The sequence below is a fragment of the Roseomonas sp. CECT 9278 genome, assembly GCF_918698155.1.
Taxonomy (GTDB): domain Bacteria; phylum Pseudomonadota; class Alphaproteobacteria; order Acetobacterales; family Acetobacteraceae; genus Neoroseomonas.
The window spans coordinates 128,514-149,881 of sequence record NZ_CAKKLX010000003.1 but is presented as its reverse complement, the minus strand read 5'-3'; the positions used below and the strand labels follow the sequence as shown (position 1 = coordinate 149,881).

The 21,368-nt window shown below is 72.3% G+C and carries 16 protein-coding genes; 9 read left to right on the top strand and 7 right to left on the bottom strand.

Translation table 11 applies throughout. The features are described from left to right. Nucleotides 1-11: 11 nt before the first annotated feature. Nucleotides 12-422 (bottom strand): STY0301 family protein, encoded by a 411-nt coding sequence (locus tag LQ222_RS03265; RefSeq protein ID WP_230164447.1) that lies wholly within the window; start codon nucleotides 420-422, stop codon nucleotides 12-14. Next, nucleotides 419-1,126 (bottom strand): ribonuclease activity regulator RraA, encoded by a 708-nt coding sequence (locus tag LQ222_RS03260; RefSeq protein WP_230164445.1) that lies wholly within the window; start codon nucleotides 1,124-1,126, stop codon nucleotides 419-421. Before LQ222_RS03260 ends, LQ222_RS03265 begins: the two co-directional genes overlap by 4 nt. A 198-nt stretch (nucleotides 1,127-1,324) precedes the next feature. Here LQ222_RS03260 and LQ222_RS03255 point away from each other — a divergent pair, with 198 nt between their 5' ends. Then, nucleotides 1,325-2,209 (top strand): LOG family protein, encoded by an 885-nt coding sequence (locus LQ222_RS03255; protein WP_230164444.1) that lies wholly within the window; start codon nucleotides 1,325-1,327, stop codon nucleotides 2,207-2,209. A gap of 165 nt (nucleotides 2,210-2,374) precedes the next feature. On the opposite strand, the gene LQ222_RS03250 is transcribed toward LQ222_RS03255, so the two are convergent. Further along, nucleotides 2,375-2,995, bottom strand: coding sequence for a non-canonical purine NTP pyrophosphatase (locus LQ222_RS03250; RefSeq protein ID WP_230164443.1), 621 nt, complete (start codon nucleotides 2,993-2,995; stop codon nucleotides 2,375-2,377). Further along, nucleotides 2,992-3,708, bottom strand: coding sequence for a ribonuclease PH (rph, locus tag LQ222_RS03245; RefSeq protein WP_230164442.1), 717 nt, complete (start codon nucleotides 3,706-3,708; stop codon nucleotides 2,992-2,994). Before rph ends, LQ222_RS03250 begins: the two co-directional genes overlap by 4 nt. Before the next feature lie 174 nt (nucleotides 3,709-3,882). Between rph and hrcA the strand changes: the two genes are divergently transcribed. After that, nucleotides 3,883-4,956: a heat-inducible transcriptional repressor HrcA gene (hrcA, locus tag LQ222_RS03240; protein WP_230164441.1), complete on the top strand. Its 1,074-nt coding sequence runs from the start codon at nucleotides 3,883-3,885 to the stop codon at nucleotides 4,954-4,956. 107 nt (nucleotides 4,957-5,063) lie between these two features. After that, entirely contained in the window at nucleotides 5,064-6,857 is a 1,794-nt protein-coding gene (locus LQ222_RS03235; RefSeq protein ID WP_230164440.1) for an amidohydrolase, read from the top strand. Between the two features lie 9 nt (nucleotides 6,858-6,866). On the opposite strand, the gene LQ222_RS03230 is transcribed toward LQ222_RS03235, so the two are convergent. Further along, nucleotides 6,867-9,674, bottom strand: coding sequence for a [protein-PII] uridylyltransferase (locus LQ222_RS03230; RefSeq protein ID WP_374202147.1), 2,808 nt, complete (start codon nucleotides 9,672-9,674; stop codon nucleotides 6,867-6,869). 15 nt (nucleotides 9,675-9,689) lie between these two features. Further along, nucleotides 9,690-12,434: a DNA mismatch repair protein MutS gene (mutS, locus tag LQ222_RS03225; RefSeq protein ID WP_230164439.1), complete on the bottom strand. Its 2,745-nt coding sequence runs from the start codon at nucleotides 12,432-12,434 to the stop codon at nucleotides 9,690-9,692. Nucleotides 12,435-12,476: 42 nt separating this feature from the next. On the opposite strand from mutS, the gene LQ222_RS03220 reads away from it, so the two are divergent. The 5 genes from LQ222_RS03220 to LQ222_RS03200 all read left to right on the top strand — a co-directional run bounded on the left by LQ222_RS03220 (nucleotide 12,477) and on the right by LQ222_RS03200 (nucleotide 17,328). Then, entirely contained in the window at nucleotides 12,477-12,887 is a 411-nt protein-coding gene (locus LQ222_RS03220; protein ID WP_230164438.1) for a VOC family protein, read from the top strand. A 118-nt stretch (nucleotides 12,888-13,005) separates the two neighbouring features. Beyond that, entirely contained in the window at nucleotides 13,006-13,743 is a 738-nt protein-coding gene (locus LQ222_RS03215; protein WP_230164437.1) for a hypothetical protein, read from the top strand. After that, nucleotides 13,740-14,642, top strand: coding sequence for an SMP-30/gluconolactonase/LRE family protein (locus tag LQ222_RS03210; protein ID WP_230164435.1), 903 nt, complete (start codon nucleotides 13,740-13,742; stop codon nucleotides 14,640-14,642). The genes LQ222_RS03215 and LQ222_RS03210 overlap by 4 nt, the downstream gene beginning before the upstream one ends. A 25-nt stretch (nucleotides 14,643-14,667) precedes the next feature. Continuing rightward, nucleotides 14,668-15,645, top strand: a complete 978-nt coding sequence (locus LQ222_RS03205; protein ID WP_230164434.1) for a tripartite tricarboxylate transporter substrate binding protein — start codon at nucleotides 14,668-14,670, stop codon at nucleotides 15,643-15,645. A 108-nt stretch (nucleotides 15,646-15,753) separates the two neighbouring features. After that, complete coding sequence (locus LQ222_RS03200; RefSeq protein WP_230164433.1) at nucleotides 15,754-17,328, top strand: ABC transporter substrate-binding protein; 1,575 nt, start codon at nucleotides 15,754-15,756, stop codon at nucleotides 17,326-17,328. Here LQ222_RS03200 and LQ222_RS03195 read toward each other — a convergent pair whose 3' ends face one another. Next, nucleotides 17,329-18,906: a hypothetical protein gene (locus LQ222_RS03195; protein WP_230164432.1), complete on the bottom strand. Its 1,578-nt coding sequence runs from the start codon at nucleotides 18,904-18,906 to the stop codon at nucleotides 17,329-17,331. Between the two features lie 162 nt (nucleotides 18,907-19,068). On the opposite strand from LQ222_RS03195, the gene LQ222_RS03190 reads away from it, so the two are divergent. After that, nucleotides 19,069-21,366 carry an NADP-dependent malic enzyme gene (locus LQ222_RS03190; protein WP_230164431.1) on the top strand — a complete coding sequence of 766 codons (2,298 nt, stop codon included), beginning with the start codon at nucleotides 19,069-19,071 and terminating at the stop codon, nucleotides 21,364-21,366. Nucleotides 21,367-21,368: the final 2 nt, after the last annotated feature.

The following is a 21,368-nucleotide window of genomic DNA, read 5'->3' as shown; positions in this document are numbered from 1 at the left end:
GTCAGCCGGCGTCAGTTGTAGGTGATGAAGGTGCGCCCGTCGGCGCGGTCGTGATTGACCCGCACATGGGGTGGGAAGGGCCCGCTGATCCGGCGCACCAGCGTATGCGCCGTGGCCGCATAGACGCAGGACATCCAGACCGGGCCTTCGACCGCCGGCAGGCCATAGCGCATGCTGACCACCGTGCCGCGCGCGCTGCCGGCGACCGGTTCGACGAAGCGACCTTCCGATGGCGGGCCGGCATGGAAGCGGATGTCGATCAGCCGGTGCGGCAGGTCGCGCTGGAAGTGCTGCCAGCCCGCCGGGGCGGCGCCCTGGGTCGCGTCCGTCACCGCGATGGTCTCCGGGCAGGCGGGCAGCTCCTGCTGCGCCAGGGCCGGCGCGGCGAACAGCAGCGCCAGCGCGGCGAGGTGCAGCCTCAACGCCCGTTCGCCTTGCGCCAGGCCTCGTAGATCGGCTTGTTGGCCGCGTCGGTCATCGGATAGAGCCCGCGGATCGTGTGGCCGGCGGCGACGCGTTCCTGCACGAAGTCCTCGAACACCGTCTGCTCGAAGGCCTCCGCCGCGACGTCATCGGCGATGTGGGCGGGGATGCAGACGATGCCCTCGCCGTCGCCCACCATGATGTCGCCGGGATGCACGCCCACGCCGGCGCAGGCGATCGGCACATTCAAATCCACGCAATGGTGGTGGATCAGGTTGGTCGGCGCCGAGGGCGTGGCGTGATAGGCCGGCCAGCCCATCGCGCCGATCTCCGGGCTGTCGCGGAAGCCGCCATCGGTGACCGCGCCGGCCACGCCGCGCGCGCGCAGGCGGGTGATCAGGATGCCGCCGGCCGAGGCCGCCCGCGCATCGCCGCGGCTGTCGATGACGAAGACGGCGCCGGGCGGGCATTCCTCGACACCCTTGCGCTGTGGGTGGTCGGGGTCCTTGAAGACCTCGAGATGATCGAGGTCCTCGCGCGCCGGGATGGTGCGCAGCGTATAGGCGGGGCCGACCATGTTCGGTGCGCCGTGCCCGACCGGGTGCAGTGCGAGGAACACGTTGCGGAAGCCGCGCTTGAACAGGACCGTGGTGAGCGTGGCGGTCGAGACCGCCGCCAGCTTCGTCCGGGTGTCGTCCTTCATGGCATCCTCACTACGCGGCCTGGGAGATGTTCCAATAGACCGGGACGGGGGAATCGAGAATCCCCCCGAGGGCGCCGCGGTGCGCTGCATCCCGTGCTTTCTTCCGCGCGCCGCTTTCCGCCGGCGGCGAAAGACAGGCTAGGATCGGTCCGGTCGCGTCGCAACCGCCGCGCGGAGCTGGCCAGCACCGGAGGCGCCATGCCCGACAATACCGCGCAGAAGCGCTCTCGATCCTTCCTGCTCGCTGTCGAGGACCAGGACTTCCTGCTGCGCGACGAGATGCGCCCCCTGCGCTTCGGCATGGAATACGCCAAGGCCGAATACGCGCTGCGCGACTGGGGCGTGCGATCGACCGTGGTGGTGTTCGGTTCGGCGCGCATCCCCTCGCCCGAACGCGCCGAGGCTTTGGCGGCGGCGGCGAGGACCGCGGCCGAGAACCGCGCCGCGAAGCAGGCGCTGGAGCGCAGCCGGATGTACGAGGACGCCCGCGCCTTCGCGCGCATCGTGTCCTTGCGCGGCGGTGCGCTGGCGGCCTCCGGCGCGCCGCGGGACAATGTGATCGCGACCGGCGGCGGGCCCGGCATCATGGAGGCGGCCAATCGCGGCGCGGCCGAGGCCGGCGCGCCATCCATCGGCTTCAACATCACCCTGCCGCACGAACAGGACCCGAATGCCTGGTCCACGCCGGCGCTGACCTTCCGCTTCCACTACTTCGCGATGCGGAAGATGCACCTGGCGATGCGCGCCAATGCGCTGGCGGTCTTCCCCGGCGGCTTCGGCACCTTCGACGAGCTGTTCGAGCTGCTGACGCTGGTGCAGACCGGCAAGGCCACGCCGCGCCCGATCGTGCTGTTCGGCCGCGCCTTCTGGGAGCAGGCGGTGAACCTGCCGATGCTGGTGGAACACGGCATGATCGACGCGCGCGACCTGTCGCTGTTCGAGATGGTGGACACGCCCGAGGAAGCCTGGGCGAGCCTGGTGCGGCGCGGGCTGGAGGCGGCGCCGCTGCCGGCCGCGCCGACGCCACCGCCGGCGCCGAGGCGACGCAGGAAGGCGGCGGAGCAGATGAAGGCGCCCGGCTAGAGGCGCCCCCGCGCGCGACAGCGCGTCGCGCGCTGTCACCCGCCTCTGCGGCCGGTCGGGACTGGTGCCCCCGCTGCGTTCACCACCCTTCGCGGCAAACGCAGCGGGTCAGCAGGCCACTGAAACCAATGCCGAGGGGGGCCTGAAGGACCGCGGAACAGGACCCTAGCCCCGCGGCAGGCACGCCGCCGACAGCAGCGCAAACGCCCGCGCGCGATGGCTGATCCGGTGCTTCTCCGCCGGGTCCATCTCGCTGAAGGTCTCCGCGCCGCCATCGGGCACGAACATCGGGTCGTAGCCGAAGCCCTTCGCACCGCGCGGTGGCCACACCCAATGGCCCATGGCGCGGCCCTCGAAGCCCTCGATGTGGCCATCGGGCCAGGCGAGGACCAGCGCGCAGGAGAACCAGGCCGAACGGTCCTCGAATTCCTGCGCGGCTTCCATCACCTTGCGCATCGCCTCGGCGTAGTCGCGCGTGCCGTCCGGCTGCATCGCCCAATCCGCCGTGCGCACGCCGGGCGCGCCGGCCAGCGACGCCACCGAGAAGCCGGAATCATCGGCCAGCGCCGGCAGCCCCGCCGCCCGCGCGGCCGCCAGCGCCTTGATGCCGGCATTGCCGAGGAAGCTGTCCTCGGTCTCCGCCGGTTCGGGCAGGTTCAGGGCACCGGCGGACACCGTCTCGATGCCGAAGGGTGCCAGCAGCGCCGCCACCTCCCGCAGCTTGCCGGCATTGTGGGTGGCGATGACGATGCGTTCGCCGCGGTCGAGGCGACGATGCGCGCTCACAGCCCGGCGGCCTCGCGCTGCTTCGCGAACAGGTCCGTGGTGCCGCTGCGCGCCAGCGCCAGCAGCGCCATCAGCTCGGCATCGGAGAACGGCGCGCCTTCCGCGGTGCCCTGCACCTCCACGATGCCGCCGGCGCCGGTCAGCACGAAGTTCGCATCGGCATCCGCCTTGCTGTCCTCGGCATAGTCCAGGTCGAGCACCGGCGTGCCTTCCCACACGCCGCAGGAGACCGCGGCGACCTGGTCCTTCAGCGGGTTGCGGGTCATGATGTTCATGCGCCGGCAGTGTTCGAAGGCGAGGTGCAGCGCCACCCAGGCGCCGGTGATGGAGGCGCAGCGCGTGCCGCCATCGGCGGTCAGCACGTCGCAGTCGATGGTGACGGTCATCTCGCCCATCGCCTTCATGTCGGTCACCGCGCGCAGGCTGCGCCCGATCAGGCGCTGGATCTCCTGCGTGCGGCCGGATTGCTTGCCGCGCGCGGCCTCGCGGTCGCCGCGGGTGTGGGTGGCGCGGGGCAGCATGCCGTATTCGGCGGTGACCCAGCCCTGGCCCTGGCCGCGCAGGAAGGGCGGCACGCGGCCTTCCACGCTGGCGGTGCACAGCACCTCGGTCACGCCCATGCGGATCAGGCAGGACCCTTCGGCGTGGCGGGCGAAGCCGGGTTGCAGGCTGACGGTCCGCAGCGCGGCGGGGTCGCGGCCGGAGGGGCGCATGGGCGGTGTCCTTGGGGGGTGAGGCGGCGGAAAATGGCGGCGCGGGCGGCCTGCGTCCAGTCCCCCGGGGTGCCGCGGGCGTCGCGCAGGCCATGGCCGGATCGCGACCCTTCGCCAGTCCTGCGTTGACGGGGCTCGAAGCCGGCCCCTAGCCTTCCCATCTCACGGTGAGACATGGGACCCAGCTTCAAGCTTCCTCCCGGCCCGGCCGCGGCATCGATCGCGGGCCTCGACAATCGCAGCGCGCTGATCCTGCGCGAGCTGGTGGAGACGTATGTCGCCACCGGCGAGCCCGTGGGGTCGCGCACGCTGTCGCGCCGGCTGCCGCTCGGCCTGTCGCCGGCGACCATCCGCAACGCCATGGCGGACCTGGAAGATGCCGGGCTGCTCTATGCGCCGCATACCTCGGCCGGGCGGCTGCCGACCGAGCGCGGGCTGCGGCTGTTCGTGGACGGGCTGCTGGAATTCGGTGCCCTGGGGGAGGAGGAACGCGACGCGATCTCGGCCCGCTGCGCGGCCTCCGGCCGGTCGCTCCAGGAAACGCTGGGCGAGGCCGGGCAGATGCTGTCGGGCCTGGCGGGCGCGGCGGGGCTGGTGGTGGCGCCGACCTCCGAGGGCGCGCTGCGGCATATCGAATTCGTCGCCCTTGGTCCCGGCCGCGCGCTGGTGGTGCTGGTCCATAATGACGGCCAGGTCGAGAACCGCGTCATCGAGGTGCCGGCCGGCGTGCCGCCCTCGGCGCTGCAGCAGGCGTCGAACTACCTGAATGCGCGCCTGACCGGGCGCACCATCGAGGAAGCGCGCGGTGTCATCGCCGCCGAGATCACCGACAACCGCACCGCGCTCGATGCCCTGACGCAGCAGGTGATCGAGGCCGGCCTGGGCACCTGGACGGGTGGGCATGGCGGGTCGCTGATCGTGCGCGGCCAGGCGCGGCTGCTGGAAACCATCGACCAGGCGGCGCGGGTGGGCGAGATCCAGAAGCTGTTCGAACGCCTGGAACAGCAGGAGACGATGATGCGCCTGCTCGACCTCGCGCAGCGGGGCGAGGGCGTGCAGATCTTCATCGGCGCGGAAAGCGGGCTGTTCGACAGCGCCGGGCTGTCGATGGTGGTCGCACCCTTCCGCAACGGGCAGGAACGGATCGTCGGCGCGATCGGGGTGATCGGGCCGACGCGGATCAACTACGGGCGGGTGATCCCGGTGGTGGATTATACGGCGCGGGTGATCGGGCGGTTGCTGGGGTAGGCGGCGCCTGGCGCACGGAGCCGCGCGCGGGATTGCCAACGCCACGACGCCCCTGCCACGCTGGCCCCGGCTGCATCGCGGCCATGCGTCAGCGAGGAGCCGCGCCCATGTGCATCGCCTGCAGCCCCTTCGGGAGCGCCCTCGCCGCCGCCGCATCGCGCCGCGCCGTGATGGACGGCATGGGCCGTTTGGCGATGGGTGCCGGCGCGGTCGGCTTCGGCAGCCTGCTGCGCTGCGCCGAGGCGCAGACGCCGCCCAACCCGTCCGGCGCGGCGGATGCGATCTGGTCCGGCGGCCCCATCCTGACCATGAACGACGCAGCCCCCTCCGCCGAGGCCGTCGCCGTGCGCGGCGGGCGCATCCTCGCGGTCGGCACGCGCGCGCAGGTCGAGGCCACGCGAGGCCCGGGCACGCGCATGATGGACCTGGCCAACCGCACCATGCTGCCAGGCTTCGTCGATCCGCACGGGCATGTCGTGATGGTCGGGCTGCAGGCGGTCGGCGCCAATATGCTCGCCGCCCCGGATGGCGAGGGCAACGACATCCCCGCGCTGGTCCGCATCCTGCGCGAATGGGCGCAGCGCAATGCGGCCGCCGCGCGGCGCTACAACCTGATCTTCGGCTTCGGCTACGACGACAGCCAGCTGCGCGAACAGCGCCACCCGACGCGCGAGGAGCTGGACCAGGTCTCGACCGATGTGCCGGTGCTGATCATCCACACATCGAGCCACCTGGCGGCGGCGAATTCGAAGGCGCTGGAGGTGGCGGGCATCACCGCCGCCACGCCCGACCCGGTGGGCGGCGTGTTCCGCCGCCGCGACGGATCGCGCGAACCGAATGGCGTGATGGAGGAGAACGCGATGCTCGCGGTCGCCGGGCCGCTGCTCGGCCGGCTCGACGAGGCGGCGTGGCTGTCGATGATCCGCGCGGGGTCGGAATTCTATGCATCGTTCGGCTACACCACCTGCCAGGAGGGGCGCGCCATGGGCCCGGCGCTGGCGAACCTGTCCAAGGCTGCCGAGCGCGGGCTGCTCGCGGTGGATGTCGTCGCCTATCCGGACATCCTGGGCGCGGCGGACCAGCTGGGCGGGGCGCTGCAGGGGCGGGCCTATCGCAGCCGGCTGCGCGTGGGCGGTGCCAAGATCTCGCTGGACGGGTCGCCGCAGGGCAAGACGGCGTGGCTGACGCGGCCCTACCTGGTGCCGCCCGCCGGCGCCGCGGCGGATTACCGCGGGCTGCAGACCGCGCCGACCGACGCGACGATCGAAGCCTTTTCGCGCTGCTACGAACGTGGCTGGCAGATCATGGCGCATGCCAATGGCGATGCCGCCATCGACCTGATGATCGCCGCCGCGCGCGAGGCGACGCGCCGGCACGGCCCGGGCGACCGCCGCCCGGTGCTGATCCATGGCCAGACGCTGCGCGAGGACCAGGTGGACCAGCTGCGCGACCTGGGGATCTTCCCTGCGCTGTTCCCGATGCACACCTTCTACTGGGGCGACTGGCACCGCGATTCGGTGCTGGGGCCGGAGCGGGCGGAGAACATCTCGCCCACCGGCTGGCTGATGAGCCGCGGGATGATGTTCACCTCCCACCACGACGCGCCGGTGGCCCGGCCGGATTCGATGCGCGTGCTGTCCGCCACGGTCACGCGGCGGTCGCGCACCGGCGACATCATCGGCCCGCGCCACCGCGTGCCGGTCGGCACGGCGCTGAAGGCGATGACGCTCTGGGCCGCGCACCAGCATTTCGAGGAAGCGTCGAAGGGATCGATCGAGGTCGGCAAGCTGGCGGATTTCGTGGTGCTGTCGGACAACCCGATGACGGTGGATCCGGAGACGCTGGCGACGCTGAAGGTGACCGAGACGATCAAGGAAGGCGCCAGCGTGTTCCGCGCCTGAGCGCGGCTCTCAGGCCTTGAGCGCGGCTGCGCGCGCCGGGCGCGGCGCTTCCTCCGGCGCCAGCGCCGCCTCCAGGGCCCTTCGCAGCGTCACCAGCTTGCGTTCGTTCTCCACCTTCAGCCCGAACACGTCCTTCACGTAGAAGACGTCGACCGCGCGCACGCCATAGGTGGTGATGTGCGCCGAGGCGATCTGCAGACCCTGGTCGCTGATGGCGGCCGTGACGTCGTGCAGCAGGCCGGGCCGGTCGCGGCCGTTCACCTCGATGACGGTGAAGGTGTTCGACGCGTGGTTGTCGATCACCACGCGCGGCGGCACGGTCACGGCGCGCAGCCGGGCGGGCTCGCGCTTCAGCTTGCGGATCTCGTCGCGCAACCGCAGCCGGCCGGACAGCGCCTGTTCCACCAGCACCGACAGTCGCGCCAGGCGATGCGGGGCTTCGAAGGCCCCGCCCTGCGCGTCCTGCACCCAGAAGGTGTCCAGCGCCATGCCATCGGTCATGGTGTGGATGCGGGCGTCCACGATGGTCGCCCCCGCCACCGCCAGCGCGCCGGCGATCTTGCTGAACAGGCCCGGATGGTCGGTGCAGTATACCGTCACTTCCGTCACCGCGCGGGCTTCCAGCACGCGGGTGCGGACGGTCAGCGGCGCCTTTTCCTCGCGCGCTTCCTGGATCATGGCGGCGTGGCGCGCATGGGTCTCGGGGTCGAAGGACAGCCAATAGCCGGGGTAGCCCAGGTCGAGGAAGGCACCGACCTCCGGCTCGGGGCGGTCGGCCAGCAGCAGGGCGGCGGCTTCCTTGGCGCGGGCCACGCGCACGTCGCGCTCAGGCACCGACAACCCGCCGGCCAGGACTTCCGCCACGCGCCAGTACAATTCGCGCAGCAGCGTGGCCTTCCAGCCGTTCCAGACCTTGGGGCCGACCGCGCGCATGTCGGCCACGGTCAGCACCAGCAGCAGGCGCAGGCGTTCGGGGGATTGCACGACCTCGGCGATATCCAGGATGGTCTTGGGGTCCTCGATGTCGCGCTTGAAGGCGGTCTGGCTGATCAGCAGGTGGTGCAGCACCAGCCAGGAGACCGTCTCGGTTTCCTCCGGCGTCAGGCCCAGCATCGGGCAGATGGTCTGCGCCAGCTGCGCGCCCAATTCGCTGTGGTCGCCGCCGCGGCCCTTGGCGATGTCGTGCAGCAGCATCGCCACATACAGCGCGCGGCGGGATTGCAGCTGGCCGATCAGCTCGGAGGCGACCGGCGCGACCTCATGCAATTCGCCGCGTTCCAGCGCGGCCAGAACGCCGATCGTCTCGATGGTGTGCTCGTCCACCGTGAACACGTGGTAGGTGTCGAACTGCATCAGCCCGACGATGCGCTGCCAATCCGGCAGCAGGCGGGAGATCAGCCCGGCCTCGTTCAGCATGCGCATCCAGGTGCCGGGGTCGCGGCCGGACAGGATGTCGAGGAATTCGGCGCTGGCATCGGCCTGCCCGCGCAGCCGCCCGACATGCCGCGCATGCCGCACGATGGCGCGGAAGGCCAGCGGATGGATATCGAGCCCCCGGTCGCGCGCCATGCGGAAGATCCGCAGCATCAGCACCGGGTCGAGGGTGAAGTCGTGCCCCAGTGCCGCGATGATCTTGCCATCCGCCAGCGCGAAGCCCGCTTCCGTCAGCGCCTTGTCCGAGGCCGGCACCACCGCGGGCGGACCCAATGAGGCACGTTCGATGGCGGGTTCCAGGATGCGCGTGAAGCGCGCCACGTCGCGCACGGTCAGGAAGAAGTGCTTCATGAACCGCTCGACGCCGTCCTGCAGGCCGTGGCGGGTATAGCCCATGCGGGCGCCGACCACCGGCTGCAGGTCGAAGGTCAGGCGTTCCTCGGCGCGGCCGGTGACGATGTGCAGGTGGAAGCGGACGGTCCAGAAGAAGTCCCAGGCGCGGCGGATGGCGCGGGCTTCCTCGGGCAGCAGCAACCCGCCGCCGGGGGTATGGGCGCCGACCAGCTCGGGCATGCGCTGCACGTTGAAGGCGTAGCGCGCCAGCCAATACAGCGTCTGCAGGTCGCGCAACCCGCCGCGGCCTTCCTTCACATGGGGTTCGACCATGAAGGGGCTTTCGCCGTAGCGCGCGTGGCGGTGCTGGCGCTCGGCGCGCTTGGCAACCAGGAAGGGGCGCAGGCCCCAGTCGGCGCGGGTCTTGCGAAAGGCGTCCTCGAAGCGGCGGAACACCGCCTCCTCCCCGGCGACGTGGCGGGCATCGAGCAGCGCGGTCAGCACCGTGGCGTCGGCCTTGGCATCGACCAGGCAATCGGCGCGCGATCGCGTCGCGTGCCCCACCTTCAGCCCGAGGTCCCACAGCAGGTAGAGCATGAATTCGACCGACTGCCGGCCGCGCGCGCCCATGCCCGCATCGGTCAGGAACAGCAGGTCGATGTCGGAATAGGGCGCCAGCACGCCGCGCCCGTAGCCGCCGGTGGCGACCAGCGCCCAGGGCTTCTCGCCGGGTGCCGGCGGCAGCGTCGCCTCGGTATAGGCGTGGATGCCGACCATCACCGTATCGGTCAGCGCGGCCAGCCAGCGGGCGGCGGCCAGGCCCGAGAGCTCATGCGCCTCGAAGGCCTGCTGCACGCGGTTCTGAACGCGGCCGAGGTGGCGGCGCAGCAGGGTCACCGCGTCCTCCCGCGCGACCGGGCGGCCACGCGGCATCAGGTCGGCGACCAGGTCGGCCAGCACGACCGGCGGTTCGCCCACGACCGGCGCCGGGCGGGATGCCGGGCGCTCCGCGGGTCCGGCCTCGGGTCCGGCGTCTTCGAATGAGCTCATCGCGCGGCAGACTACCTATTCCGGGGCGGGCGCAACAGCCTCCTCCAGAAGGGTTTTCAAGTGGTAGAGCGCGTCCAGCGCCTCTCGCGGGCTGAGTGCATCGGCGTCCAGTTCCGCCAGCGCGGCCAGGGCGGGATGGGCCGGCGGCGGCGGTGCGGCGCGGGCAAACAGCGGCAATTCATCCGACAGCGGATCGAGGCCACGGGCGCGCGCCTCCAGCGACTTCAGCACCTCCTGCGCGCGCGCCAGCACCGGGCGCGGCACGCCGGCCAGCCGCGCCACATGCACGCCCCAGGACCGTTCGGCCGCGCCCGGGCCGACGCGGTGGTCGAACACCACCTCGTTCTTCCATTCCCGCACCTGCATGGTGGCGGGCACCAGCTCCGGCAGCTTGCCGGCCAGCGCGGTCAGTTCGTGGAAATGGGTGGCGAAGATGGTGCGGCAGCGGATGCGGTCGTGCAGCGCCTCCAGCACGGCCCAGGCGATGGCCAGGCCATCCCAGGTGGCGGTGCCGCGCCCGACCTCGTCCAGCACCACCAGCGACCGGGCGGTGGCCTGGTTGAGGATGGCGGCGGTCTCGGCCATCTCGACCATGAAGGTCGATCGCCCGCCGGCGATGTCATCCGCCGCGCCGACGCGCGAGAACAGCCGGTCGACCAGCCCCAGCCGCGCGCTGTCCGCCGGCACGAACAGGCCGGCCTGGGCCAGGATGACCAGCAGGGCGTTCTGCCGCAGGAAGGTGGACTTGCCGGCCATGTTGGGGCCGGTCAGCAGGCACAGCCGCCGCCCGGCCGACAGATCGCAATCATTGGGTACGAAGGCCGGGCCACGCGCGCGGGCGAGTGCGCCTTCCACCACCGGGTGGCGTGCCGCGGCCACCGCGAAGTCGGCGCGGTCGGTGATGTCCGGGCGGCACCAGCGGCCATCGGCGGCGAGCTCCGCCGCGGCGGCATGGACGTCGATCTCGGCCATCGCAGCCGCCGCGGCGGCGACCGCCTGGCCGGCCGACAGGCACAGCCGGCGCAGGTGCTGCGCCACCAGGCGTTCGCGCTTGCCGGCCTGTTCGCCGGCCTCCGCCACGCGGCGGTCCAGTTCCGCCAGCGCGGTGCAGGTGAAGCGCATGGCGTTCGCCATGGTCTGGCGATGCACCGGCGCCTGCGGGCCGTCCTTGGCGCCTTCGCGCAGCAGCTTCTCGCCGGCCGCCGCGGGCACTTCCGCCAGGAAGCCGAATTGCTGGTGGTGGCGGATCTTCAGGCTGGCCACGCCCCAGGCCTGCGCCAGCGCCATCTGCAAGGCGGCGATTGCGTCCCGCGCGCCGGCGGACAGGCGCTTCAGCGCATCCAGTTCGCCGTCATAGCCGGTGGCGACCAGGCCGCCATCATCGAGGCGCGCGGGCAGCGGGTCGGCCAGGGCGCGCTGCAATTCGGCGCGCGGGCTGTCGGGCGGCAGCAGCGCGGCGGTCGCGGCGGCCAGCAGCGGCGGGATGGGCGGCACGCCCTGCGCGCCCGCCAGCGCGGCCGCCATGGCCTCGGCGCGCGCCAGCCCGTCGCGGATGGCGCCGAGGTCGCGCGGCGCGAAGCGGTCGAGCGACAGGCGCGCGAGCGCGCGGGCCATGTCCGGCGCGCCCTTCAACGCGCCGCGCAGCGCCGCGCGCACGGCATCGGCCGCACGCAGGAAGGCCACCGCATCGTGGCGGGCCCCGATCGCCGCGCCGTCGGCCAGGGGCGAGGCCAGCCGCGCGGCCAGTTCGCGCGCCCCCGCCGGCGTGACGGTGCGGTCCACGGCGGCGACCAGGGAATGCCGCGCCTCGCCGCGTTCGCTGCGCAGGATCTCCAGGCTGCGGCGCGTCGCGCCATCCATCTGCAGCACGCCCTGCCCGCCGGCGGGCACCGGGGGCGACAGGCGCGGCAGGGCGCCGGCCTGGGTCAGCCGCACATAATCCACCGCCATGGCGGCGGCGGCGATTTCCTCGGCCGTGAAGGCGCCGAAGCCGTCCAGGGTGGCGACGGCGAAGGCCTCGGTCACGCGGCGCAGGCCGTCGCGCGGCGGGTCGACATGCGCGATGCGCTCGGCGTGCTGCGCCAGCACCGGGCCGCGCGCGAGGGCTTCGGGCGCCAGGATTTCGGCCGGTTCCAGCCGCGCGACCAGGGCGGGCAGGTCGGCGGCGGCGATGCGTTCGGTGCCGAAGGCGCCAGTCGTGACATCGACCCAGGCGGCACCCAGCGCGTCGCCCGCCGGTGCCAGCGCCAGCAGCCAGGCCGGGCGCGCGGCGTCCAGCAGCGTCTCCTCGGTGACGGTGCCGGGCGTGACCAGGCGCGTCACCTCGCGCCGGATGGTGGGCGCGCGGCGGGCCTTCTGCTCCTCCGGTGTCTCGGTCTGGTCGCAGATGGCGACGCGGAAGCCCTGGCGGATCAGCTTGCCGAGGTAGCTGTCGAGCGCATGGGCCGGCACGCCGCACAGTGCGACCTTGTGGCCCTGGTGTTCCCCGCGGGAGGACAGCGCGATGTCGAGCGCGGCGGCGGCGACCTCGGCATCCTCGAACAGCATTTCGAAGAAGTCGCCCATGCGGAAGAAGATCAGCGCATCGGGGTGGGCGGCCTTGGCGGCGAACCATTGGGCGATGGCGGGGGTCGCGCCTGTGGCGCGCGGGTCGGGTGCGCCTGTGGCGCGCGGGTTGGCAGGTGCGCCGGTCGCGCGCGGGGCCGGCGTGCCGTCCGGCGAAGGAAGGGGCTTGCGGTTCTGCGGCGGGGCGCCTGACATGCAGTTCGTCTAGACCGGAAACCGGCACGAGGGGAGGGAGCGATGCAGCTCGAAGGACTCGACCACGCCAATGTCCGCCTGCGGCCGCAGGACCTGCCGGCCGCACTGGCCTTCTACCGCGACCTGCTGGGGCTCGCGGAAGGACCGCGGCCGGCCTTCGATTTCCCCGGCGCCTGGCTCTATGCCGGCGGCCGGCCGATCGTGCATCTCGCCTGCCGCGACACGGTGGAGGCGCCGACCGGCCCCTCGCCCAGCGTGTCCTTCGAACACATCGCCTTCCGCGCGCGTGGCCTGCCGCAGGTGCGCGCGACGCTGGCAGCGCGCAACATCCCCTATGCCGAGGCGCCGCTGCCCGGCTTCCCGCTGCACCAGCTGTTCCTGACCGATCCCTTCGGGCTGCGGGTGGAGCTGACCTTCGACATGCAGGATACGGCGAACGCTGCGACCGCCTGACGCGGCGCGGATGCGCCTTGCCGGCATGCCGGGGTGATCCCACCTGTCGCGGCGAGGAGACAGGGAAACGCCCGATGCCACGCCAAGGATCGCGCCGCGCGCCGCGGCATCGCGCCCATTGACGCATGACGCCGCCTGGCGCCGCTGGCTGCCCGCACTGCTGGGCCTGCTGTTCGCCGCCGCCCTGGCAGGGCTCTGGGTGGTGCAGGGCTGGCGCGGTGCGCACCTGGTCCATGCCGCCTGCATGATCCTGGCCTGGGCGGGCATGTTGCCGGCGGGTGCGATCGTCGCGCGCTGGTGGAAGGTGACGCCCGGGCAGGATTTCCCGGCCCGGCGTGACAACCCACTGTGGTGGAACTGGCATCGCGCGCTGCAATACGGCGGCATGGCGGTGGCGACGCTCGGCCTGGTGGCGGTGCTGGCGCAGACCGGCGGGCGCTTCGACGGCGCGCATGCGCTGCTCGGCGCCGCCGCCATGCTGGCGGGCTGGGGGCAGGTGATCGGCGCGCAGCTGCGCGGCACCAAGGGCGGGCCGACCGACCCGCGCGCCGACCCCGCCGACCCCGCGACCTGGCGCGGCGACCATTTCGACATGACCCGCCGGCGCCGGCTGTTCGAGGCCCTGCACAAGACCGGCGGCTGGCTGACGCTGGCGCTGGCGGCGGCGGCGCTCGCGACCGGTGCCGCGCTGGCGGGCGCGCCCGACTGGCTGGTCGTGCTGCTGGGCGTGGCCTGGCTGGTGGCGCTGTTCGCCGTTCTCGACCTGGTGCGGCGCGGCCGGCATGTCGATACCTATGTCGCGATCTGGGGTCCCAACCTGCGGTCGGACCGGCTGCCGCCGGGACGCGCGCCATGAGCGCCGCCGAGATCCTCGACCCGCGCTTCGCGCCGCTGGTGATCGGCCATGCGTTGCTGGAACGCCTGTGGACCGGCGGGCGCTGGGTGGAAGGGCCGGCGTATCTCGCGGCCGGGCGCTACCTGGTGTGGTCCGACATCCCGAACGACCGCGTGATGCGCTGGGACGAAACCGATGGGTCGGTCTCGGTGTTCCGCAGCCCCTGCAACAACGAGAACGGGCATGCTGTGGACCGCCAGGGGCGTCTGCTGTCCTGCGAGCATCGCGGCCGCTGCGTGTCGCGCACCGAACATGATGGCAGCCGCACGGTGCTGGCCGCCGCGATCGACGGGCGGCGGCTGAATTCGCCCAATGATGTCGCGACCGGCCCGGATGGCGCGGTGTGGTTCACCGACCCGACCTATGGCATCGACAGCGACTACGAGGGCGATGCCGCGCCGTCCGAGCTCGGCGCCTGCCATGTCTATCGCATCGACCCCGCGACCGGCGCGGCGCAGGCGATGGTGACCGACATGCTGCGCCCGAATGGCCTGGCCTTCTCGGCCGATGGCGCCTGGCTGTACGTGTCCGAGACCGGTGCGACGCATGATCCGGCGCGCATGCCGGAGATCCGCGCCTATCCGCTGCTACCGGGCGCGGCGGGGGTGGGGCCGGGGCGCCGCTTCGCCACCTGCGATGCCGGCTTCTTCGACGGGCTGCGCTGCGATGCCGCCGGGAATGTCTGGACCTCGGCCGGCGATGGCGTGCGCTGCCACGCGCCGGATGGGGCGCTGATCGGGCGCATCCCGGTGCCCGAGATGGTCTCGAACCTCTGCTTCGGCGGGCCGAAGCGGAACCGGCTGTTCATCACGGCCCACACATCGCTCTACGCGATCTACGTCAACACGCGCGGCGCATGACGCGCCGCGCCACAGGGAGAACACCATGAATCGTCGCGAGATCCTGGCCGCCGGGGCGGCCGCGCTGGTGGCCAGCCAGGCCCGGCCCGCCGCCGCGCAGGCCGCCTGGCCCGACCGGCCGGTCACCATCATCATCCCGTTCGGCCCGGGCACGTCGCAGGACGTGATCGCGCGGCTGGTCGCACCGATCCTGACCACGCGCTGGGGCAAGCCGGTGGTGGTGCAGAACGTGACCGGCGCGGCCGGCACCATCGGCGTGGAGCGCGTGGCCCGCGCCGCACCGGACGGGCACACCATCGTGCTGGCCGGCGATGCCGCGATTGTCGTGCGCGTCAGCATGAGCCCGCGCCCGCCCTATGACCCGCAGCGCGACCTGGCACCCATCACGCTGGTGGGGCGCACGCCGAACGTGCTGGTGGTGTCGGCCGAGGCACCCTATCGCAGCGTGGCGGACATCATCGCCGCGGCGCGCGCGCAGCCGGGCAGCATCACCTTCGGCCATGCCGGGCCGGGCACCTCGCAGCATATCGGCGGCGAGATGCTGGCGCAGATGGCCGGCGTGCAGCTCACGGGCGTGGCCTACAACGACCCCGCGGCGCAGATCATGGACGTGCAGACAAGGCGCGTGACCATGTCCTTCCAGAGCGGCGTGGTGGCGCTGCCCAAGGTGCGCGACGGGTCGTACCGCGCGCTGGCGGTGTCCTCCGCCACGCGGCTGCCGTCGCTGCCCGATGTGCCGACGGTGGCCGAGCAGGGGCTGGCCGGCTTCGAGGCCTCGGCCTGGCTGTCGATCTATGCGCCGGCCGCCACGCCGGGCCCTATCGTGCAGCGGATCAGCACCGACATGCGCACCGCGCTGAACGATGCCGAGGTGAAGCGCCGGCTCGATGAACTGGGCGTGGTGCTGGTGGCGAGCACGCCGGAGGAGCTGGCGGCGACCATCGCGCGCGAGATCCCGCGCATGCGCGGCGTGCTGCGCGCGGCGGGCATCCAGGGCGAGTGAGGCGCCCGGCGCGCGGCGGCATTGCCGTCGTGCGCCGGTTCCCGCGGCGCGGGTCCTGGCCTATCCTGCGCGCTGACGCCGGCCCAAGACCCGGCGCAGGAGGACGCCATGATCCATCGTCGCAGCCTGCTTGCCGCGGGCGCCGCGCTGCCCGCAGCGCCCGCCGTCGCGCAGAACACCCGCGCCACCACGCTGCGCTTCGTGCCGCAGGCCAACCTGAGCGTCCTCGACCCGATCTTCACCACCGCGACGGTCACGGGCAACCACGGCTACTACGTGTACGACACGCTGTATGGCGTGGATGCGCGCCTGACGCCGCGCCCGCAGATGGTCGAGGGGCACGAGACATCGTCGGATGGCCTGACCTGGCGCTTCCGCCTTCGCGAGGGGCTGCGCTTCCATGACGGCGCGCCGGTGCGCTCGGCGGACTGCATCGCATCCATCAAGCGCTGGTGCGCGCGCGAGCCCTTCGGGCAGTTGCTGGCCCGCGTGGTCGACGAATGGTCGGCACAGGACGACCGCAACTTCCAGGTGCGTCTGAAGCGCGCCTTCCCGCTGCTGCTCGATGCGCTGGCCAAGCCCGATTCCTCGACGCTGTTCATCATGCCCGAGCGCATCGCGGCGACCGATCCCGGCCGCGCCATCACGGAAGTGGTCGGCTCAGGCCCCTTCCGCTTCATCGCGGGCGAATACAATTCCGGCTCCCGCGTGGTGTACGAGAAATTCGACGGCTACGCCCCGCGCAGCGAGGCGCCGTCCTGGACCTCGGGGGCCAAGGTCGCGCATTTCCGGCGCGTCGAATGGCATATCCTGCCCGACCCCGCGACGGCGGCGGCGGCCCTGCAGAATGGCGAGGTCGATTGGTGGGAACGCCCGCACCCCGACCTGGGTCCGCTGCTGGCGCGCGCGCGCGACGTGCGGCGGGAGGTGACCGACCCGAACGGGCGGCTCGCGGTGATGCGGATGAACTGCCTGCACCCGCCCTTCGACAATGTCGCGATCCGCCGCGCGGTGCGGCTGTCGGTCCTGCAGGAGGACTACATGCGCGCCTCCCGCGGGGATGATCGCAGCGACTGGGACCTCAACCGCAGCCTCTGGCCGCGCGGCACGCCCTACAACGCCGACGAGGGCACGGCGATGATGCCCGGCGACCTCGACCGCGCCCGCGCCGCGCTGCGCGAGGCCGGCTACGCCAACCAGCGCGTCGTCGTCATCAACCCGACCGACTTCCCGGATATCGGGCCGCTGGGGCAGGTCTCGGCGGATCGGCTGAAGCGCATCGGCATGAACATCGACCTGGCCGAGAGCGACTGGGGCACCGTGGTGCAACGGCGCAATTCGCGCGAGCCGGTGGAACGCGGCGGCTGGTCGATGCTGCACACCACCGGCGGCGCCACCGCCTGGGCCAACCCGGCGCTGTCCTTCCTGGTGCGCGGCCAGGGGCTGGCCGGCTGGTTCGGCTGGTGGTCCAGCCCGCGCGCGGAGGAGCTGGCGGAAGCCTGGCTGTTCTCCACCGACCCCGATCGCCAGAAGGCGCTGGCCGGCGAGCTGGGCCGCCACGCGATCGAGGACGCGGCCTTCCTGCCGCTCGGCCAGTTCCGCATCCGCACGGCGTTCCGGCGCGACCTGACCGGGATGCTGGAAGGGTCGTCGCCCTATCCGTGGAACCTGCGCCGGGGGTGATCAGCGCAGCGGCGGCACGCCGCGGCCGGGGGCGGGGTGGCGCACCAGGCACCAATGCTCTGCCTCCGGCTCGCGCGGGCCGCAGCCGGGCCACCAGTCGGCGCGGCAGACGCGGTTGGCCTGCGTGAACCACTCGGCGCTGGCGGTGCAGCCCTGCCAGTGGCGCGGCGTGGCCGCCGCATTGGCCAGGTGGATGATGTCGAGCCAGGCATCGCCCACATCCTCCAGCGCCGGCATCAGGTCGCTGAACCATTGCCAGCGCGTCGGCCGCGCCGGCCGCGCGAGAGCGATCGCGCCGCGCCCCACCGCGCGCCGATAGCCCTTGAGGAAGTGCGATTCCAGCCGCACGCCGAAGGGCCCGGCCTGGGCGCCGACCACCAGTTCGGCGACCGTCATGTCGCATTCGTCGGGCAGCACCAGCGCGGTCGGGAAGGCGAAGGTCTGGCCCATGAAGGTGCCGCCGCGCGCGAAGATGTCGATCTCGAAGAAATAGCCGATCGCGCGGGTGCGCCCGATGACCGCTGCCAGGTGCGAGGCTTCCTGGCCCGGCGGCACGGCATCCCATGGCGCGGAGACCGCGCGCCAGACCTCGGCCGCCGTGGCGTGGTCGGGGTCGGTCGCGGCCCAGTGGCGTTCGAGCATCGGCGCATAGCCGCGCTGCGCCCCGGCGCGGTGCCGCGCCATGGCGCGCAGCAGGGTCTCCTGCGCGCCGGACGCACCCCAGGACACGATGTGGACCAGCCGATGCGGTGCGCGCCGTGAATCGAGAAGCGCCTGCACCAGGTAGCCGACGCCTTGCGCGGACAGCCCGCCCTGGCTCTGGCCGGTGACGAAGACCTCGCCACGGCGGGCGTAGTCCGCGGCCTCGCGCACCATGCGCAGCGCGCCGTTCGACAGGACCTGCGCGCGCCCCATGGTCAGGCCAGAGGCCCAGCCGCGCAGATCGGTGCGTTCGAAGACATGCGTGCCGGCGATGGCGTAGATCCGGTGCGGGTCGCGCGCCGCCGCGCCGCGTGCCTCCAGCACCAGCGCGGCGAAGCCGCTGTGGCGGTCCCCATGCAGCCCGACAACGGCGTAGTCGGCCAGCGCGGCGTCGGGCTCCGCGGGTTCCAGGCGCAGCGCGCCGTCCGGGCCGTCGTCGCGGATGTCGTAGGCACGATCGGCGGCCACCACGCTGGCGGCATCGACACGCCACAGCGCCGGGATGCGCGAACGGCGGTCCTGCAGCACGGCGGCGCCGTCGATCCCGGGCAGGTAGGTGACGGGCGGGGCGCCGTCGGGCAGGGCCAGGTCGCGCACGTCGCGCAGGTGCAGCTCCACCCTGATCTGCTGGGCCGCGCCGGAGACCGTGGCGCGCACGCCATGATGCGCCAGGATGTCGCGCGCATAGGGCAGCGCGCGCACGAACTGCAGCTGGAGGTCGCGCAGCGACTGCCCCGCGGTGGTGCCCGCGCAGCGCGCGATCTGCGTCGTGCCGGCATCGGACCGTGGGTCGCGAGCGGGCTGCGCCATCGCCGCCCCGGCGACCAGCAGCACCGCGAGCGTCGCGGCGCTTCGCCACGCGGCAGGCCACCGCATCCCCTCCCCCTTCGCGCCGCGCCGCATGGTGTCCCTCGATGCCACGCGAAGTCGTCGCACGGTCCCGCGCGCCCCGGCTACCGCGCCTGCGAAGACGGGGGGTCGCAAGCCGCGCCCGCCGGGGCCATGATGGGCGCCTGATACCGGGGAAGAAGCACGATCATGGATGACGTGAAGCCACACGCGGAAGACACCCGCACCGCCCGCGTCACCGGCGAGGAAGCCCTCGCGATGCATGCCGAGGGGCGCCCCGGCAAGCTCGAGATCCGCCTGACCAAGCCGCTGGTCACCGCGCGCGACCTGTCGCTGGCCTATTCGCCAGGGGTGGCGGAACCCTGCCTGCACATCCACCGCGACCCCAAGCTGGCCTACGACTACACGGCGAAGGGCAATTTCGTGGCGGTCATCAGCAACGGCACGGCGGTGCTGGGGCTGGGCAACCTGGGCGCTTTGGCGTCCAAGCCCGTGATGGAAGGCAAGGCCGCGCTGTTCAAGCGCTTCGCCGATGTCGACAGCATCGACCTGTGCGTCGACACCGAGGATGTGGACGCCTTCGTCAATTCCATCCGCTACCTCGGCCCGTCCTTCGGGGGCATCAACCTCGAGGACATCAAGGCGCCGGAATGCTTCGTCATCGAGCAGCGCCTGCGCGAGCTGATGGACATCCCGGTCTTCCATGACGACCAGCATGGCACCGCGATCGTGGCGGCAGCGGGGCTGATCAATGCCATCCATTTGACCGGGCGCGACATCAGGACCACGCGCCTGGTGATCAACGGCGCCGGCGCGGCTTCCATTGCCTGCGCCGAGCTGGTCAAGGCCATGGGCATGCGGCCCGAGAACGTGATTCTGTGCGACACCAAGGGCGTGATCTACCGCGGCCGCACCGAGGGCATGAACCAGTGGAAGTCGGCGCATGCGACCGCCACGCCGGCGCGCACGCTGATGCAGGCGCTGGATGGCGCCGACGTGTTCTTCGGCCTGTCGGTGAAGGGCGCGCTGACACCCGAGATGCTGCGCGCCATGGCGCCGAAGCCGATCCTGTTCGCCATGGCGAATCCCGACCCCGAGATCACGCCGGACGAGGCCCGCGCCGCGCGGCCGGACTGCATCATCGCGACGGGACGTTCGGACTATCCGAACCAGGTGAATAACGTGCTGGGCTTCCCCTTCATCTTCCGCGGCGCGCTGGATGTGCGCGCATCCACCATCAACGACGCGATGAAGATCGCCGCGGCGGAAGCACTCGCCATGCTGGCGCGCGAGGACGTGCCCGAGGAAGTGGCCGGCGCCGGTGCCGGCCTCGCACTGCGCTTCGGGCCTGAATACATCATCCCGAACGCCTTCGACCCGCGGTTGATCTCGCGCGTGTCGCCCGCCGTGGCGAAGGCGGCGATGGACAGCGGCGTGGCGCGCAAGCCGCTGGTCGACCTGCAGCGCTACGCGCGGGACCTGGCGACGCGCCTGGATGCCACCGCCGGCGCGATGGAGGCGATCAGCGAAAGCGTCCGCCAGAACCCCCGCCGCGTCGTGTTCGCCGAGGGCGAGGAGGAGAAGGTGATCCGCGCCGCGATCGCCTTCCGCAACGCCGGCTACGGCACGCCGGTGCTGGTGGGGCGCGAGGACCGCATCGCCGCCATCACCTCCGCCATCGGCATCCCGCTGCCCGCCGGCATCGAGATCCACAACGCGCGGCTGTCGGATTCCAACCGCCGCTACGCGGAATTCCTGTACGCGAAGCGCCAGCGCGACGGCTTCCTGCTGCGCGACTGCCAGCGCCTGGTGAACCAGGATCGCAATGTCTTCGGCGCCTGCATGGTGGCGATGGGCGATGCGGATGCGATCGTGACGGGCTCCACCCGGTCCTATTCCGTGGCGCTGGATGGCATCAACATGGCGATCGACCCGGTGCCGGGGCGCGTGGTGTTCGGCGTGTCGATCGTGGTGTCGCGCCGCGCGGGCACGGTGCTGGTGGCCGACACCGCCATCCATGAACGCCCCGATGCCGAGACGCTGGCCGGCATCGCGCGCGGATCGGCGGCGGCAGCGCGCAGGCTGGGGCTGGAACCGCGCGTGGCGTTCCTGTCCTTCTCCACCTTCGGCGATCCGCGCGGCACCATCCCGGGGTCGATCCGCGACGCGGTGAAGCTGCTGTCCGAACGCGGCGCGGATTTCGAGTTCGACGGCGAGATGTCGGCCGACGTGGCGCTGGACCCCGGGCTGCGCGCCGCGCTCTATCCGTTCTGCCGGCTGACCGGGCCGGCGAATGTGCTGGTGATGCCGGGGATGCACGCGGCGCATATCCTGACCAAGGCGGTGCCCAAGCTGACCGGCGCGACGGTGATCGGCCCGCTGCTGACCGGCATGACGCATTCGGCGCAGATCGTGCCGATGCAGGCGGGGGTGAACCAGATCCTGGACGTCGCGTGCCTGGCCGCCCATGCGGCCGTGAAGCGGTAGGC

Coding starts and splice junctions, on each gene's coding strand:
- LQ222_RS03260 (WP_230164445.1), bottom strand. CDS start 1,126: ATGAAGGACGACACCCGGACGAAGCTGGCGGCGGTCTCGACCGCCACG.
- LQ222_RS03255 (WP_230164444.1), top strand. CDS start 1,325: ATGCCCGACAATACCGCGCAGAAGCGCTCTCGATCCTTCCTGCTCGCT.
- rph (WP_230164442.1), bottom strand. CDS start 3,708: ATGCGCCCCTCCGGCCGCGACCCCGCCGCGCTGCGGACCGTCAGCCTG.
- hrcA (WP_230164441.1), top strand. CDS start 3,883: ATGGGACCCAGCTTCAAGCTTCCTCCCGGCCCGGCCGCGGCATCGATC.
- LQ222_RS03235 (WP_230164440.1), top strand. CDS start 5,064: ATGTGCATCGCCTGCAGCCCCTTCGGGAGCGCCCTCGCCGCCGCCGCA.
- LQ222_RS03230 (WP_374202147.1), bottom strand. CDS start 9,674: ATGAGCTCATTCGAAGACGCCGGACCCGAGGCCGGACCCGCGGAGCGC.
- mutS (WP_230164439.1), bottom strand. CDS start 12,434: ATGTCAGGCGCCCCGCCGCAGAACCGCAAGCCCCTTCCTTCGCCGGAC.
- LQ222_RS03220 (WP_230164438.1), top strand. CDS start 12,477: ATGCAGCTCGAAGGACTCGACCACGCCAATGTCCGCCTGCGGCCGCAG.
- LQ222_RS03210 (WP_230164435.1), top strand. CDS start 13,740: ATGAGCGCCGCCGAGATCCTCGACCCGCGCTTCGCGCCGCTGGTGATC.
- LQ222_RS03205 (WP_230164434.1), top strand. CDS start 14,668: ATGAATCGTCGCGAGATCCTGGCCGCCGGGGCGGCCGCGCTGGTGGCC.
- LQ222_RS03200 (WP_230164433.1), top strand. CDS start 15,754: ATGATCCATCGTCGCAGCCTGCTTGCCGCGGGCGCCGCGCTGCCCGCA.
- LQ222_RS03195 (WP_230164432.1), bottom strand. CDS start 18,906: ATGCGGTGGCCTGCCGCGTGGCGAAGCGCCGCGACGCTCGCGGTGCTG.
- LQ222_RS03190 (WP_230164431.1), top strand. CDS start 19,069: ATGGATGACGTGAAGCCACACGCGGAAGACACCCGCACCGCCCGCGTC.